The 15,749-nt window shown below is 58.9% G+C and carries 15 protein-coding genes; 10 read left to right on the plus strand and 5 right to left on the minus strand.

The features are described from left to right. Positions 1-3: 3 nt before the first annotated feature. The 3 genes from FOY56_RS07385 to FOY56_RS07395 form a co-directional block, all read right to left on the minus strand. Complete coding sequence (locus tag FOY56_RS07385; protein ID WP_146345204.1) at positions 4-1,374, minus strand: DUF2927 domain-containing protein; 1,371 nt, start codon at positions 1,372-1,374, stop codon at positions 4-6. After that, complete coding sequence (locus FOY56_RS07390; RefSeq protein WP_146345205.1) at positions 1,371-1,826, minus strand: GNAT family N-acetyltransferase; 456 nt, start codon at positions 1,824-1,826, stop codon at positions 1,371-1,373. Before FOY56_RS07390 ends, FOY56_RS07385 begins: the two co-directional genes overlap by 4 nt. A gap of 322 nt (positions 1,827-2,148) precedes the next feature. Then, the gene (locus FOY56_RS07395; protein ID WP_146345206.1) at positions 2,149-2,994 is read right to left on the minus strand and encodes an AAA family ATPase; all 846 of its coding nucleotides are present in this window, start codon (positions 2,992-2,994) and stop codon (positions 2,149-2,151) included. 473 nt (positions 2,995-3,467) lie between these two features. Between FOY56_RS07395 and dksA the strand changes: the two genes are divergently transcribed. After that, complete coding sequence (gene dksA, locus FOY56_RS07400) at positions 3,468-3,890, plus strand: RNA polymerase-binding protein DksA (RefSeq protein WP_146345207.1); 423 nt, start codon at positions 3,468-3,470, stop codon at positions 3,888-3,890. Between the two features lie 101 nt (positions 3,891-3,991). Continuing rightward, on the plus strand, positions 3,992-5,164 hold the full coding sequence (locus tag FOY56_RS07405) for an FAD-dependent monooxygenase (protein ID WP_146345208.1): 1,173 nt from the start codon (positions 3,992-3,994) through the stop codon (positions 5,162-5,164). 7 nt (positions 5,165-5,171) lie between these two features. Here the strand turns inward: FOY56_RS07405 and xth are convergent, their stop codons facing one another. Continuing rightward, the gene (gene xth, locus FOY56_RS07410) at positions 5,172-5,951 is read right to left on the minus strand and encodes an exodeoxyribonuclease III (protein WP_146345209.1); all 780 of its coding nucleotides are present in this window, start codon (positions 5,949-5,951) and stop codon (positions 5,172-5,174) included. A 366-nt stretch (positions 5,952-6,317) separates the two neighbouring features. Between xth and FOY56_RS23535 the strand changes: the two genes are divergently transcribed. From FOY56_RS23535 to FOY56_RS07425, 3 genes are all read left to right on the plus strand, one after another. After that, positions 6,318-7,304, plus strand: coding sequence for a DUF6749 family protein (locus FOY56_RS23535; protein ID WP_186766274.1), 987 nt, complete (start codon positions 6,318-6,320; stop codon positions 7,302-7,304). A gap of 67 nt (positions 7,305-7,371) precedes the next feature. Further along, positions 7,372-8,448, plus strand: a complete 1,077-nt coding sequence (locus FOY56_RS07420; protein ID WP_146345210.1) for a DUF6902 family protein — start codon at positions 7,372-7,374, stop codon at positions 8,446-8,448. Beyond that, positions 8,445-9,377 (plus strand): DMT family transporter, encoded by a 933-nt coding sequence (locus FOY56_RS07425; protein WP_146345211.1) that lies wholly within the window; start codon positions 8,445-8,447, stop codon positions 9,375-9,377. The genes FOY56_RS07420 and FOY56_RS07425 overlap by 4 nt, the downstream gene beginning before the upstream one ends. 6 nt (positions 9,378-9,383) lie before the next feature. Here the strand turns inward: FOY56_RS07425 and FOY56_RS07430 are convergent, their stop codons facing one another. Continuing rightward, the gene (locus tag FOY56_RS07430; protein ID WP_146345661.1) at positions 9,384-9,707 is read right to left on the minus strand and encodes a HesB/IscA family protein; all 324 of its coding nucleotides are present in this window, start codon (positions 9,705-9,707) and stop codon (positions 9,384-9,386) included. Between the two features lie 81 nt (positions 9,708-9,788). On the opposite strand from FOY56_RS07430, the gene FOY56_RS07435 reads away from it, so the two are divergent. The 5 genes from FOY56_RS07435 (at position 9,789) to FOY56_RS07455 (ending at position 15,733) form a co-directional block, all read left to right on the plus strand. Beyond that, a complete protein-coding gene (locus tag FOY56_RS07435) occupies positions 9,789-10,964 on the plus strand; it encodes a deoxyguanosinetriphosphate triphosphohydrolase (protein WP_146345212.1) in 1,176 nt (391 codons plus the stop codon). Positions 10,965-11,051: 87 nt separating this feature from the next. Beyond that, complete coding sequence (argS, locus tag FOY56_RS07440) at positions 11,052-12,797, plus strand: arginine--tRNA ligase (RefSeq protein WP_146345213.1); 1,746 nt, start codon at positions 11,052-11,054, stop codon at positions 12,795-12,797. An 89-nt stretch (positions 12,798-12,886) separates the two neighbouring features. Beyond that, positions 12,887-13,948, plus strand: a complete 1,062-nt coding sequence (locus tag FOY56_RS07445; protein WP_146345214.1) for an SPOR domain-containing protein — start codon at positions 12,887-12,889, stop codon at positions 13,946-13,948. Beyond that, on the plus strand, positions 13,945-14,952 hold the full coding sequence (nagZ, locus tag FOY56_RS07450; protein WP_146345215.1) for a beta-N-acetylhexosaminidase: 1,008 nt from the start codon (positions 13,945-13,947) through the stop codon (positions 14,950-14,952). The genes FOY56_RS07445 and nagZ overlap by 4 nt, the downstream gene beginning before the upstream one ends. After that, positions 14,942-15,733, plus strand: coding sequence for a segregation and condensation protein A (locus FOY56_RS07455; protein WP_146345216.1), 792 nt, complete (start codon positions 14,942-14,944; stop codon positions 15,731-15,733). Before nagZ ends, FOY56_RS07455 begins: the two co-directional genes overlap by 11 nt. Positions 15,734-15,749 lie beyond the last annotated feature (16 nt).

Consider the following 15,749-nt stretch of genomic DNA (forward strand, 5'->3'; position numbering starts at 1 on the left):
GTATTATCCGCCCAAACCCATGTGGGGGTTCAGGGCCGCGACTTCCTGCATCTTGGCCCGAACCGCCCAATCCGAGCCGAAGCCGTAGCGCGCCCAGCCCAGACTGTCCACCCTGACCGCGCGGGCCTGATCAGGACGTCCGGTCATATCCAGCGCTTCGGCCTGCAACAGCATCAGCGTCGACAAAAGGGCGGCGTTTTCGTGTTGGCGGGCCACGCTAAGCATCGGCTTGATCTGGCGCAGAGCGGTATCGCCGTCACCTATCGTGATCGCATAGGCTGCCGTCTGCGTGGTGATATAGGCGCGATGCAGATCGGTGGCCGGGGTCTGGCTGAGCAGTTTCAGGGCCGTATTGTAATGCGCCTGAGCGCTGGCCGGATCATAGGCCTGGGTCATGCGTCCCAGCATATACAGGCTGAAGGCGCGGCGATGATCCTGCCAGCCTTGTTCGCCAGCCGTGCGCGCCGCGCTGATCGCCGCACTGCGTCGGGTTGCCGGATCGGTGCCAGGGCCAAGCGCGGTTTGCACGGCTGTGATCCATTCACGAGGTGTCGGTTGGATCTGGCGGCTTGCGACGCCACCGCCACGCGGGTTTTCACGGGCCAGAATGGCAGGCAAACGCGTCGCCACCTGATCACGGGACATCCCGGTGTGCAATTCTGGCGCATAGGTCGCGCGCAGGATCAGCATGTCAAACCCGGTCAGTACGGTGTGCACGTTGTCGTCGTTAAAAACGGAATCGGGCAGGCGGTAGAGGTCGTTCAGCGGGCCAATGGCTTGTGCCAGTTCTTCGTGCAAACAATCGCGCAGTTCCTGGGGGCTGGCATCACCGGGAACAAAGATCGCCAGACGGTCGCGGCTTTGCAGCTTTGTCCAGTCTGTCTTGGGATTGCGCCGGTTGTTGCGGTATTCCCGCAAGCTCGACACGTTGGGAACCACGAAGCAGGCGGCTTGCGGCAGGGCTTTGCGGATCTCGGCCCGGCGGACCACTTCGATGGTCAGGTTGGCGTCGCCGCCGGACACTTGCGTGATGTCGATCCCGGCCTCGCGGCGCAATCGTGATAAAAGGCGGCTCAGATCCGGGCCCAGACTGGCTGGTGGCTGTCCGGTGACGCGAACCGTGATCGGGGCTTCGAACCGGGTAAAGGCGGGCAGGGCGCGGCCACTTTCCAACTCGAAATGCAACGACAGAAAGTCTGCTGCAATGTTGCTGTTAGAGCGTGCAGGCGCATCGGGATGCGGGCTGGAAAACGCTTTCATCGGCGGCAAGGCGGTGGACGATGTATTGGCGCGGGTTGGCGTGTCTTCGATCGGGACGCTGGCACACCCGGCAACCGTCACGGCCAGACAGAAACACAAGGAACGGATGATCATCGCTGGTACCTGATAAAGGGGGTTTTCTGGCCGATCCGATCATAAAGCTGCCGGGCGGTGTGATTGAAGTCTTGTGTAAGCCAATAGACGGATGGTGCACCGGCTTCGTCGGCGGCGGCATACACCGCTTCGATCAACGCGCGCCCGACGCCGGTGCCGCGTGTTTCTGGCAGGGCGTACAGATCTTGCAGATAACAGACGTTTTCGACCTTCCAGGCGTGACGGTGAAACAGATAGTGGGTCAGGCCAACGGGTCGGCCGTTCTGTTCGGCGATGATGCAATTGAAATCCTGCGGGTCATCGCCCAGCAAACGATCAAACGTCGTGGCAAAAACGTTTTCCGGAACCGATGTTTCATAGAACTCAAGGTAGCCGGTCCACATGGTGGTCCAATCGGCCTGATCATCCGGCCTGAGGGCGCGGGTCAATATCGGTGGCGGTGTTGTCGTCATGCCGATCTCAAGTCTTTCCTATAAGGCCTTGGCACAACAGTTAACTTTTTAGTCCGAAAACCAAGCTTTTTCTGGGCAGAATTAGGGCGCCGCCAGTCGTTTGGTCGTCCCCTCAGGCGGCGCAACAAATTTTCTTCAGACTAAGGCGCTGAAATTGTTGGAAAAGATAGGTCGGTTGTTGCCGGGGTGCAGCATGCCGTCTGCGCATTGAGCAAAGTGGTTGCTTGCGAGTCGTTCATGTCCTGGCGACAATTCTCGGTGTTGGTCCAAAATTGTCGCCAGATTTGCGGGCAATGCGTCGAAATCTCGAATCGAGGCTGGGTCAGCGCTGACTGCGGGCCATGAACGCCAGCCGTTCGAACAAATGAACGTCCTGTTCGTTCTTCAGCAGGGCGCCATGCAACTTGGGCAGGGCATTGGCCCCGTCACGTTTCAGATCCTCGGCTGTCAGGTCTTCCGCCAGCAGCAATTTCAGCCAATCCAGAACTTCGGACGTCGATGGTTTTTTCTTCAGGCCGGTCTGTTCGCGCAGCTCAAAGAACTGGGTCAGGGCGGTGGTCAGCAACGATTCCTTGATCCCGGGATGATGCACTTCGACAATTTTGCGCATTGTCGCCTCGTCCGGGAAGCGGATGTAGTGGAAGAAACACCGGCGCAGGAACGCGTCTGGCAATTCCTTTTCGTTATTGGACGTGATGATCACGACAGGCCGCTGACGGGCGCGTACCGTTTCGCCGGTCTCATAGACGTGGAACTCCATCTTATCGAGTTCCTGCAAGAGATCGTTGGGAAATTCGATGTCGGCCTTGTCAATCTCGTCAATCAGAAGAACGACCTTTTCATCCGAGTCAAAGGCCTGCCAGAGCTTGCCTTTCTTGATATAGTTCCGGACGTCGTGGACTTTTTCTTCGCCCAGCTGGCTGTCGCGCAAACGGCTGACCGCGTCGTATTCATACAGGCCCTGCTGAGCACGGGTGGTCGACTTGATGTTCCATTCGATCATCGTCAGCCCAAGCGCCCCGGCGACCTGTTTGGCCAGTTCGGTTTTGCCGGTGCCCGGCTCGCCCTTGACCAGCAGAGGACGTTCCAGTGTCACGGCCGCGTTCACGGCGATGGTAAGGTCGTCGGTTGCGACGTAATCCTTGGTGCTTTCAAAGCGTTTGTTCATGATTCTGCTCCCCGCCGGTTGCGCGCCTGTCTTTTGTCGCTGGTAATATCAGGGTCCGGTTTTGGCAAGCGAGCGGGCACAGGAACGCTGCGTGCAAACGTCATTTCGGTGGATGTTTCGTACACATTGGCGGCATTTCAGATCAGATTTACGTTACGTCAGGTGTGGCCTTCTGCCGCCGTTTTTTCCAAAAGAGCCCCAGTCTTGCCGGGGTCGGGTTTGATTTCGGTGCGATTTAGGTGAGCGGACCTTTGCCAGACGGCAGGGGTCGTAAATATGCTTTCTGAATTTCTGTTTTGTTTCGTGGGTTTGTTGGTGCTTTGATCACAGGGTCTTGTGCAGATTTTCCCGCACGCCGGGCGCATCAGCTAGTGACAACTCCACGATGTTGAAGTAAATGCAGCCGCAGGGGAGCACGGGTGAATAACGTGACATCGACAGAACAACCCGCGCCAAAAAAAGGTGAAGGTGGTATGAAAGCAGAAGTTTTCCTGCCGGATGATTATCGTCCCGCTGAGAACGAGCCATTCATGAACGAACGCCAGGTGGAATATTTCCGCCGCAAGCTTCATGAATGGAAAGACGATCTGATGAGCGACAGCCGGGATACGATTGAGGGGCTGCAAGACGGCACCCGCAATATTCCCGACGTTGCCGACCGCGCCAGCGAAGAAACCGACCGCGCGCTAGAGCTGCGGACCCGGGATCGTCAGCGCAAGCTGGTTGCCAAGATCGACGCGGCCCTGCGCCGCATCGACGAAGGCGAATACGGATACTGCGAAGTGACCGGTGAACCGATCTCGCTCAAGCGGCTGGATGCACGTCCGATCGCAACGATGAGCCTGGAAGCCCAGGAACGTCACGAGCGCCGCGAAAAGGTCCACCGGGACGACTGATCCGGTCAACCTGCGACAAGATGCAAAACCGCCGGGGCTTGTTGCTCTGGCGGTTTTGCGTTTACGGCTTGGGCCGACATTGCAGGGGAAAGGCGCGGACCATGGCGCTGAACGGACAGCATATTATCGTCATCGGTGGTGGCATTGGCGGGCTGGCAGCCGCTTTGGCGTTTCGCCAGCGCGGTGCTTCGGTCACTGTGCTGGAACAGGCCGAAGCCGTTACCGAGGTGGGGGCCGGTCTGCAGATCAGCCCTAACGGATTTGCTGTTATCCGGGCGCTGGAGCTGGACGCGGCGCTGGCGCAAAACTCGGTTCGGGCGCGGGCCGTTGTTCTGCGCGACTATCGTAAACCCGGAGAGGTTTTGCGACTGGATCTGGCGCGTTTCGCCGCGGATCAGCATTTTCGCTTCGTCCACAGGGCCGATCTGATCACCATATTGGCAAATGCTGCGCGCGACGCGGGGGTGCAAATACGTCTTCTGCAAAAGGTTGCGTCGGTCGAGGCCGGACCAGAGCCGGTGGTGCGTCTTTGCAGTGGGGCCGACAAACGGGCCGATCTGGTTATCGGGGCCGACGGGCTGCATTCGAAGGCGCGTGAGGCGTTGAACGAACCCGATTCACCGGTTTTCACCGGTCAGGTTGCCTGGCGGGCGATCGTGCCGAACGATCCGGGCCTTCCGGCCGAAGCACAGGTTTTCATGGGACCCGGGCGACATATGGTCTGTTATCCATTGCGCGGCGGATCGGTCGTTAACATTGTTGCCGCTCAGGAGCGGGCAGAATGGGCAACGGAAAGCTGGTCGCACCGCGATGACCCCAAAAACCTACGCCGGGCCTTTTCTGAATTCGATGGAACGGCGCGGGCTTTGCTGGAGCGGGTCGAGGACGTGGCCCTTTGGGGGTTGTTCCGCCACCCTGTGGCCGAGACCTGGCACAAGGGACGTGTCGCGATCCTTGGCGATGCGGCCCACCCGACGTTGCCTTTTCTGGCGCAGGGCGCAAACATGGCACTGGAAGACGCCTGGGTTCTGGCAGATTGCCTGGACGGTGCAGAAACAACCGGGGCAGGGCTGTCCGCCTATCAGGCGCGCCGCCGTGATCGTGTTGTGCGCGCCATCAAAGCGGCCAACGGCAATGCGTGGAAGTATCATCTGAGCATTCCGCCTGTCCGCGGCGCGGCGCATCTGGCATTGAAACTGGGCGGCAGGCTGGCACCCAAACGGATGCTAGGACAGTTTGACTGGCTATACCGTCACGACGTGACACGAGGCTGACGCCCCGTCAGAGATCCAGATCAACCCAAACCGGAACATGATCAGAGGGCTTTTCATAGCCGCGGATCTCTTTATCGATCTGGCAATCGCGCAGCAGGTCGGCGGCTTGCGGCGTCAGCAGGAAATGATCGATGCGGATCCCGTCATTCCTGTTCCATGCCCCGGCCTGATAATCCCAGAAACTGTATTGTTCGGGGGCTGTGTTGCAGGCGCGGAAGGCTTCGGTAAAACCAAGGTTCACAATCCGCTGAAACGCGAGGCGGCTTTCGGGGCGGAACAGGGCATCGTCACGCCAGGCATCCGGGCGGGCTGCATCTTCGGCTTGCGGGATGATATTATAGTCACCGGCCATCAAGGCGACCTCTTCGCTGGCCAGCAAAGCCTTGGCCCGCGCATGCAAACGGTCCATCCACGCCAGCTTATAGTCATATTTCGGGCCCGGAGCGGGATTGCCGTTGGGAAGGTATAGTCCGCAGAGCCGGATCGCCTGTTTTCCGACCACCGTTGCCTCGATCCAGCGGGCCTGTTCGTCACTGTCGTCGCCGGGCAATCCGCGCGTGACATCCTCTAACGGAAGTTTCGAAAGGATCGCCACCCCGTTGAACCCCTTCTGGCCGTGGGTCTCGACATTATATCCACGGTCTTCGAACAGGGCGCGTGGAAAGGCTTCGTCCACCGATTTGATTTCCTGCAGTAAAACCACATCAGGCTGTGCATCATCCAGCCAGGCGGGCAGGGCCTGAGCCCGGGCCTTGATACCATTGATGTTGAACGTGGCGATTTTCATGGCATCTCTCCTGGCGCTGCGTCGGCTGATCTATTGCGCATGGATGGGCTCAGGGCAAGAGACCGCAGCGCATCGCTCAGGCTGGTCAATCAACGATTCGGAAACAATGGCGACGCGATTCTGGCTGATTCGGCGGTAAATCAACGGTTTAATCGGAATTTCCAGACTTTTTGCCCCCTGTGGATAAGTTTTTTTGCCGGTATTGGAAACAATAGCTTTTGGCCGAGTCTCAGAAATTTGTCAGGCGAAGCTCATGTGGATAACTCTCAAAAGTCACTCGCCATGGTAGAAAAAATTGTTTTCAACTCGCGTCACTGGTGCAACCGTGAAGAGGCAACCAACTTCTCAAACTGGGGACTTCAAACCATGAACGTACAACGCAAAGTCTATGAAAACGTTACACTTACTGCCAGCGACGAAATCAGCCTTTTCGACGGCGACGGAACTGCCATGTTCTCGTCAGGGTCCGCACCGAGCTGTGCATCAGACGCTCTGACCGGCGACGCGACTTACCTGTTCTCTTCCGGTTCGGCTCCATCTGCCGATCTGACCGCATTCAGCGGCGAAGGTGTTGAAATGTTCTCGTCCGGGTCAGCCCCAAGCCTGTCGAGCACCGCACTGACCGGCGAACTGGTTCACATGTTCTCGTCTGGCTCAGCCCCATCTGCTTCTGCCGATGCGACAACCGGTGAGGGCACGCATATGTTCTCGTCTGGCTCAGCCCCAGCCGCTTCTGCCGATGCGACAACCGGTGAGGGCACGCACATGTTCTCGTCTGGTTCGGCCCCGGCTGCTTCTGCTGATGCAACAACTGGCGAAGGCACGCACATGTTCTCGTCTGGCTCAGCCCCGACTGCTTCTGCCGATGCGACAACTGGTGAAGGCACGCATATGTTCTCGTCTGGTTCGGCTCCGACAGCTTCCGCCGATGCGACAACTGGTGAAGGCACGCATATGTTCTCGTCTGGTTCGGCTCCGACAGCTTCCGCCGATGCGACAACTGGTGAAGGCACGCATATGTTCTCGTCTGGTTCGGCTCCGACAGCTTCCGCCGATGCGACAACTGGTGAAGGCACGCATATGTTCTCGTCTGGTTCGGCTCCGACAGCTTCCGCCGATGCGACAACTGGTGAAGGCACGCATATGTTCTCGTCTGGTTCGGCTCCGACAGCTTCCGCCGATGCGACAACTGGTGAAGGCACGCATATGTTCTCGTCTGGTTCGGCTCCGACAGCTTCCGCCGACGCGACAACTGGTGAAGGCACTCAGATGTTCTCGTCCGGGTCTGCTCCGGTTGCCAACAGCGACACGACCGTGGGTGACGCAACCCACATGTTCTCGTCCGGTAGCTGAGCCGTCTCGAGTTAGCTGAAGTTGGTCACGGGGCGTTCAGAGGACGCCATTTGAAAAGGGAAACCACATGTCAAATGTCATCCATCTGAACGTTCCGGCCCAGCGTCAGAGCGCGGCAGCCCGCCGGTCTGCCTTGATTGCCAGTTTCGCACAACATCGCCGGTTCGGAGATGATGTGTTCTGGTTGAAGGAAAACGCCGAGCTTCTGAACATACTCGAATGCACCGGGGCGCGCCTGGACGATCAGGCGCTCATCCCACACGACGGGTTTTATGCCGGGGTCGAAAAACGCCTTGGCTTTTTCCCACAGTATTACCGTTTCTTGTTGTCGATTTGTCTGGATCTGGAAGATCTGGGCATGACCGGTAACAAGGCCGAGGCGCTATGTGCCTGGGTGGCCCGCGAGGGTCTGGCCGATGCTGAGCTTTCGGATCTTCAACGTGCTGAGGCGCGCCGGTTGATGCAGCGTCGTGGAATCGACCCGATGGCGGGTGATCCCGGGCTGGAAAACAGGCTTCGCGCATTCATCGGACGGTCTGACACGTTTTCGATGCCGAACAAGAAAGCCGCCTATGAACTGACCCACATTGTGTTCTACCTCAGCGAGTATGGCCGCAAAGACCCGGCGCTTGACCAATCGGCGATCACCTCGTTGGAATTCGCCGGTATTCTGGCCTATCTCGATCAGAATGCTGATCTGTTGGCCGAGATTTGCGTCGCCCTGCGCTTTGCCGGGGTCGAACCTTCGGCGATTTGGGAGGGCTGGCTTGAGCGTGAAACGCACAGATTCGCTGTCACGTCTGGGCCAAATGTCACCACTTCGGACAATTATCACGACTATTTCGTGTGTAACTGGCTGATGTCAGTGTCGGGGCGCGACAGCTTTGTAAAGCCTGCAGAACACGAAAGAATGTCCTTTGCGCGCGCCGTTCCATTTTCGGGCCCCTTGAGGGAAATGTCGGAATGCATGTTCCAGATGGAAGAAAATCGTAGCGATGACTGGACAATTATGCGACCTATGGTTGAAGATGCTTTGACCGAGATAGGGTATGACATTCTGAGTGAGGCGCAGAAGAGCAGTGAGAAGTTTGCAGATTTCTTTGCCGGTTTTGCGAGAACCGGCTTGCGTGGAGTGACGCTTTGACATCAACCGCCAGACAGGCTGCAGCCTTTGGGGCAGGGCTTGTCATCATCTACACGGCGCTGATTTCGTCAGCGGATGCGATCACGAAACTGATTGCGGGCGGCTATGCCGCCCCGCAGCTGTTTTGTCTGTCCGGCCTGATGGTCATGGGGCTGAGCGTTCTTGCTGACCGTTATCCGTCACAGCGTCTTGGGCTGCGCACACAATGCCCGCGCGCCATGGCGGTGCGGTCTGGCGCCACCGTTCTCGCGGCTGTCAGCTTTTTCTATGCGTTCAAGTTTCTGCCCTTTGCCGAGGTTTTCTTGTTCATCGGCATGATGCCAATTCTGGCCGGTTTGATGTCAGGCCTGATCCTGAGGGAACATGTGCGGCCCGCAGCCTGGATGGCGCTGGTGGCCGGGTTCGCCGGGATGTTGTGTCTGTTTCCGGGTGGGTTCGGATCGGTGTCTATCGGGCATGTCTTTGCGATGTCGGCTGCGTTTTTCGGAACGCTCAGCATGGTGATGGCGCGCTTTATCGGACGGTATGAAAGCAATTCTTTGGCGCAGGTGTTTTACCCCAACGCGGCCATTTTCGTGACCATGGCCTTCGCGCTGCCGTTTGTGTGGAAACCTATGCCGGTGACCGACCTGTTGTGGGTGGCCGCCTATGCTGGGTTCCTGTTTGGGGCCCGCTGGCTGTTGGTTATCGCCCTGCGCTTGCTGGCGGCATATGCGGTTACACCGCTGATGAACCTGCAATTTGTCTGGATGGTGGGGCTGGGGGCCGTGTTCTTTGGTGAATACCCGGCGGCCAACACCTATCTGGGTGTGGCCATTGTCATTGGCACGGGCCTGTTCCTAGTCTGGGATCAGTTCACAAAGCCCGAACAGCGTAAGCCGCTGTTCGATTTGTCTTCTGTTTTCAAAAACTTCCGGACCGACCCTTAACCAGGTTTACATCGAAAAAGATGTTCCGCATCCGCAGGACGATGTCGCATTCGGGTTTTCGATGACGAACCGGGCGCCGATCAGTTCTTCTGTAAAGTCGATCACCGCATTGGATAGAAACGGCAACGAAACGCTATCGACGACGACGCTTTGACCATGGCCCTCAAGGACCAGATCGTCGGTTGCCGGATCATCCAGAGCGATCTCGTACTGAAAACCGGAACATCCGCCACCTTCGACGGCAATGCGCAGGGCTTTGCCCTGATCGGCGGCGCCGATTTCGGCAAGGCGCGTAAAGGCACGCTCGGTGACTTTGGGGGGCAGTTGCATCATCGACTCCGATGGTTTCCTTATGTCTCAGCGTACAATATAGAAGGCCGAAGGACAGGCCACAAGGACAGGAGGCGACATATGCGTGCCCCCTATGCTTCGGACCCGGGATTGAGCAGGGGACGGCTCGTACCGGAAGAAGAAAGCGACTTTCGCTCCTGCTTTCAGCGGGACCGGGACAGGATCATTCACGCCAGCGCGTTTCGGCGGCTGAAACACAAGACCCAGGTCTTCGTTGAACACGAAGGCGACAATTATCGTACGCGCCTGACCCATTCCATCGAGGTGGCGCAGGTGGCTCGGACCATTGCGGGCGCGTTGGGTTTGAATCAGGAACTGACCGAGGCCGTGGCGCTGGCCCATGATCTTGGGCATACGCCGTTCGGCCACACCGGCGAAGACGCGCTGCACGCATTGATGGCACCTTATGGCGGGTTCGATCACAATGCGCAGGCGATCCGTATCGTGACCGCGCTGGAACGGCATTACGCATCGTTCGACGGGTTGAACTTGACCTGGGAAACCCTTGAAGCCATTGCAAAACACAACGGCCCTGTTGTGGGAAACCTGCCATGGGCCTTGGCCGAGTGTAACGATTGTATCGATCTGGAACTGCATACTCATGCCAGCGCCGAAGCGCAGGTCGCCGCCTTGTCTGATGACATCGCCTATAACAATCACGATCTTCATGACGGCTTGCGGGCCGGGCTGTTCACCGATGCCGATATCGAACCACTTGCCCTTGTCGGCCCGGCTTACGCCGAGGTCGATCAGCTGTATCCCAGGCTGGACGCAGATCGCCGCCGTCACGAAGCACTGCGCCGTGTGTTTGGCGTGATGGTCAGCGATGTGATCGAAACGTCCAGCACGCTTCTGAAGCAGGCCAATGCCGGGTCTGTCGAAGATATCCGTCATCTTGGGCGTCCGGTGATCCAGTTTTCGCCCGGACTTTGGGTGAAGCTGAAAGAACTGCGCGCATTTCTGTTCCAGCGCATGTATCGCGCACCGTCGGTGATGAAAACACGGACCGAGGTGTCCCGTATTGTCGAAGAACTGTTTCCATTGTTCATGCAGGCGCCCGATTTGCTGCCCGACCGCTGGCAGGGCGACTTGCACGATGCAGATGATGAAACCGCTTTGGCGCGGATCGTGTGCGATTATATCGCGGGTATGACCGATCGTTTTGCGCTGCTCGAACACAAGCGTCTGACCGGGCAGGAAAACCCGGATGTGCTAAGGGCGACCCGGTTTCTTTGAGCGAAACTGGCGTGGTCGCAGGCGCGGCCTGCATTGACGCGACCGGGATGCGTGGTAAACCGCAGCCCAAGACAAAGGACATCCGACATGAACCTCTTCGCCGATATTCGCGCGCTCGTTATCGATAATCTCAACGCAATGACCGCCGAGGGTCTGCTGCCCGAGGGGCTGAGCTTTGACAATGTCGCCGTCGAGCCGCCGCGCGATGCTGCGCATGGCGATATGGCGACCAATGCGGCCATGGTGCTGGCGAAACCGGCCAAGATGAAGCCGCGTGATATTGCTGATGCTCTGGCACCCCGACTTATGGCGGATGACCGGGTGGCCAAAGCCGAGGTCGCCGGACCGGGCTTTCTTAACCTGCGGCTGGCGAATGGTGTCTGGCAGGGTGTTGTCGAAACCGTGCTAAACCAAGGCGACGCGTTTGGGCGCTCACAAATGGGGCAGGGCCAGAAGGTCAATGTGGAATTTGTCAGTGCCAACCCGACGGGTCCGCTGCATGTCGGCCACACGCGGGGCGCGGTGTTCGGAGATTCGCTGGCCAGCCTGCTGGCGTTTGCCGGATATGATGTGACCCGCGAGTACTATATCAATGATGGCGGATCGCAGGTCGATACGCTGGCCCGATCGGTGTACCTGCGGTATCTCGAAGCGCATGGTCAGGCGGTGGAATTCCCCGATGGAACCTATCCCGGGGATTACCTTGTGCCGGTTGGCGCCGCATTGAAGGACAAGGTCGGTGACGCCTATGTCGGGCAGCCCGAAGATGTCTGGCTGGTCGACGTTCGCGACTTTGCCACCGAACGGATGATGGACCTGATCCGCGAAGATCTTGCAGCACTTGGCGTCAAAATGGACGTCTTCTTTTCGGAAAAATCGCTTTACGGCACCGGGTTGATCGAAGCGGCGCTGGACAGCCTGTCCAGCAAGGGCCTGATCTATGAAGGTGTGCTTGAGCCTCCAAAAGGTAAAAAGCCCGAAGACTGGGAGCCGCGTATACAGACGTTGTTCAAGTCAACCGATCACGGGGATGATGTTGATCGCCCGGTCAAGAAATCGGATGGCAGCTGGACGTATTTTGCGCCCGATATCGCGTACCACTATGACAAGGTTGAACGCGGCTTTGACGCGCTGATCGACGTGTTTGGCGCGGACCACGGCGGGTATGTCAAACGCATGAAAGCGGCTGTGTCGGCGTTGTCGGATGGTCGTGTTCCGCTGGATATCAAGCTGTGCCAGTTGGTCAAACTGTTCAAGGACGGCAAGGAATTCAAGATGTCCAAGCGGGCAGGGACCTTTGTGACCCTGCGCGACGTGATTGATGCCGTTGGGCCGGATGTGACCCGGTTCATGCTGCTGACGCGCAAGAACGATCAGGGGTTTGATTTCGATCTGGACAAGGCGCTGGAGCAATCCAAGGACAATCCGGTCTATTATGTGCAATACGCCCATGCCCGTGTCATGAGCGTGCTGCGCCGCGCAACCGAGGCGGGTATCGCTGTCGATGACGCAACGCTGAACGCGGCCGACCTGTCTGGCATGGGGCACGAAAGCGAACTGGCCGTGGCCAAGAAACTGGCCGAATGGCCAAGGCTTGTCGAAACCGCCGCGCGCACCAATGAACCGCACCGGGTGGCTTTCTATCTGTACGAATTGGCCGGCGATTTGCACGCTTTGTGGAACAAAGGCAGCGATGTGCCCGCTTTGAAGTTCATTCAGGAGGGCGATCCGGCAACAAGCCAGTCGAAAATCGCGCTTGCGCGTGCCGTTTCCGTTGTGATTTCCGCTGGCCTTGGTATTCTTGGAGTCACACCGGCACAGGAGATGCGGTAACAAAACCGCACACAGATTTGGCCGGTCCGAGGCAGAGGCAATGGATCCGAGCGACGGCAAACGCCGCGTAATCGGGCAGTGAGGCGGACATGGCGGATATTGGGTACACGGAATACGTGTATGAAGAAGGCTTGTATGAGGATGAAATCCCTCAGTCAGGGCCACAGGCGACTCAGAAAAGCGGGTCGGTCAGCAAATTTGTAAGCATCGCAGGGGCAGTGGCGTCGATCGCACTGGTCGCGGGTGTTGGTGTCTGGAGCTATAAGTTGATGGTTCGGGACGTCAGTGGTGTGCCGGTTGTGCGCGCCGCCGAAGGGCCGATGCGCGTGCAACCTGAAAATCCGGGCGGGCGTCAGGCCGATCATCAGGGGCTGGCCGTCAACGCGGTTGCAGCCCAAGGCACAGCGGCGGCGACTGCTGACCGATTGGTGCTTGCGCCGCGTCCGGTTGATCTGGCCGAAACCGATGGTCCGGTACAAGATGCGCTGCCGGGTCCGGCAGTTCCGGCCCATACGCAAGCAACCGCGCCGAACGAGGCTGTGGACGAAACCGTGCCTGTCGGCAGCGAAGACGCGCTTGCAGCGTTTCAGAACGGATCCGTGGCAGCACTTGTCGATCAACTGACCCAAGGTGTGACACCGCTCAGCGAAACCGAAGAGCTTGCGCTTGAGGACGTGGCCGATAGTGGGCAGCCCGAAACCCTGATTGATGAATCCCAGGCCGTCGCGGAAGCGGCACCTGCGCTATATGTTGGTCCCGGTCTTGCCCGGTCGCTGCGTCCTTTGGCACGCCCGGCCACGCTGGTCATCGCGTCAACCAACAACGATGCCATGGCCGAGGCCCTGTCCAATGCAGTTGACACATCGGCCAGCCTGGATGTCGACCCCGACAGCTTGCCGGTCGGAACGCGCCTGGCCCAGCTTGGGGCTTACGACAGCGCCGAGGTCGCCAAAGAAGAATGGGACCGGATTTATGCTCGGTTCGAAGATTACATGCAGGGCAAACAGCGCGTGGTTCAGAAGGCGTCAAGCGGTGGCCGCACCTTCTATCGCCTGCGCGCCATGGGATTTGACGACCTCAGCGATGCACGGCGCTTTTGTTCTGCGCTTGTCGCGGAAAGCGCTGACTGTATCCCGGTGACAACCCGGTGAGCTTCGGAGCAACGATCCTTGATGCCGAGGGTCTGCGCCTGACAGCAGACGAAAAAGCGCTGTTTCGCGATGCGGACCCGTTCGGGTTTATCCTGTTCGCGCGAAATATCGACACCGCCGATCAGGTCCGCGCGCTGTGCAGCGATTTCCGAGAGGCGGTGGGCCGGGACTGCCCGATCACCATCGATCAGGAAGGTGGGCGTGTTCAGCGTTTGCGTGCTCCGCTGGCGCGCGAATGGCTGCCGCCGCTGGATCATGTGACAGTGGCTGGGGAAAATGCCGCGCGTGCCATGTATTTGCGATATCGCCTGATCGCGCATGAACTGCGTGAACTTGGTATCGACAGCAATTGCGCGCCGATGGTCGATCTGGCGGCGCCCGAAACGCATCCGTTCCTGAAGAACCGCTGTTATGGGGCGGACGCCGAAACGGTTGCCGATTTGGGCCGCGCCGTGGCCAATGGTATGCTGGACGGCGGTGTGCTGCCGGTTCTGAAGCATGTCCCCGGACATGGCCGCGCGACGCAGGACAGCCACTATGATCTGCCCCACGTAACCGCGCCCATGGAAGATTTGGACGACACCGATTTTGAGGCTTTCCGCGCGTTGAACGATCTTCCGATGGGGATGACGGCGCATCTGGTTTACGACGCCATCGATCCGGCCCCGGCCACGATCTCGCCGGTGATGATGTCGCTGATCCGCGAACAGATCGGATTCGACGGGCTGATCATGACAGACGATTTGTCGATGAAAGCGTTGGCCGGATCCCTGAGCGATCTGACGACCCGTGCTTTGTCTGCCGGATGTGACGTGATCCTGTTGTGCAATGCCGATTTCGCTGACCGGGCCCGCGTCGCTGAGACCGCTGGCAAGATGTCGGATGCGGCCCAGACCCGTGCTGAGCGGGCTCTTGCCGCCCGGCACGCCCCTGCAGAGCTTGACATCGACGCCGCTGAAGCCGACCTTTTCCGCCTGATGGGCGGAACGGTGTATGCAGGATAACCTTTTCCAGGAAGACGAAATGTCCGTGCGCGAACGGCTGGCCGCCGAGTCGCTGATCGTTGATGTGGACGGGTTCGAAGGGCCGTTGGATATCCTGCTGACCCTGTCGCGGACCCAAAAGGTGGATCTCCGCAAAATCTCGGTTCTGGAGCTGGCCAAACAGTATCTGGCTTTCGTGGAAAAGGCCAAGGCGCTACGCATCGAACTGGCCGCCGATTATCTGGTGATGGCTGCCTGGCTGGCGTTTCTGAAATCGCGGCTTCTGCTGCCGCCGGATCCGTCCGAAGAGGGGCCATCGGGCGAGGAACTGGCCGCGCATCTTGCATTTCAGCTTGAGCGCTTGCAGGCAATGCGCGATGCGTCAGCCCGATTGTGGGCGCGTGATCGGCTGGGGCGTGATTTCTTTGCCCGGGGCCAGTCCGAGGATGTGACCCGCATCCGCACCGTGACCTATTCGGCGACGCTGCTGGATCTGATGCAGGGCTATGCGCGGATCCGGACACGGGATGAGTTTCGCCCCTTCGTGATGGATCGGGATTCGGTGTTCACCATGGAGCAGGCTTTGGAGCGGATGCGCCCGCTGATCGGGTTTGCGGGCAGTTGGACGGCGATGGAAAGCTATCTGCCACAGGGCTGGGGCGCGGATCCGGCCAAGCGTCGGTCTGCCACGGCGGCAACATTTGCGGCGTCTCTGGAGCTAGTCAAGGAAGGCCAGCTTGAGATCCGCCAGTCAGAACAGTTCGCCCCAATCCAGCTGCGCAAGAAGGAACCCCGGACGTGAACGATGAGACCTCGCA

This window comes from Falsiphaeobacter marinintestinus (assembly GCF_007923355.1).
GTDB classification, from domain to species: domain Bacteria; phylum Pseudomonadota; class Alphaproteobacteria; order Rhodobacterales; family Rhodobacteraceae; genus Phaeobacter_A; species Phaeobacter_A marinintestinus.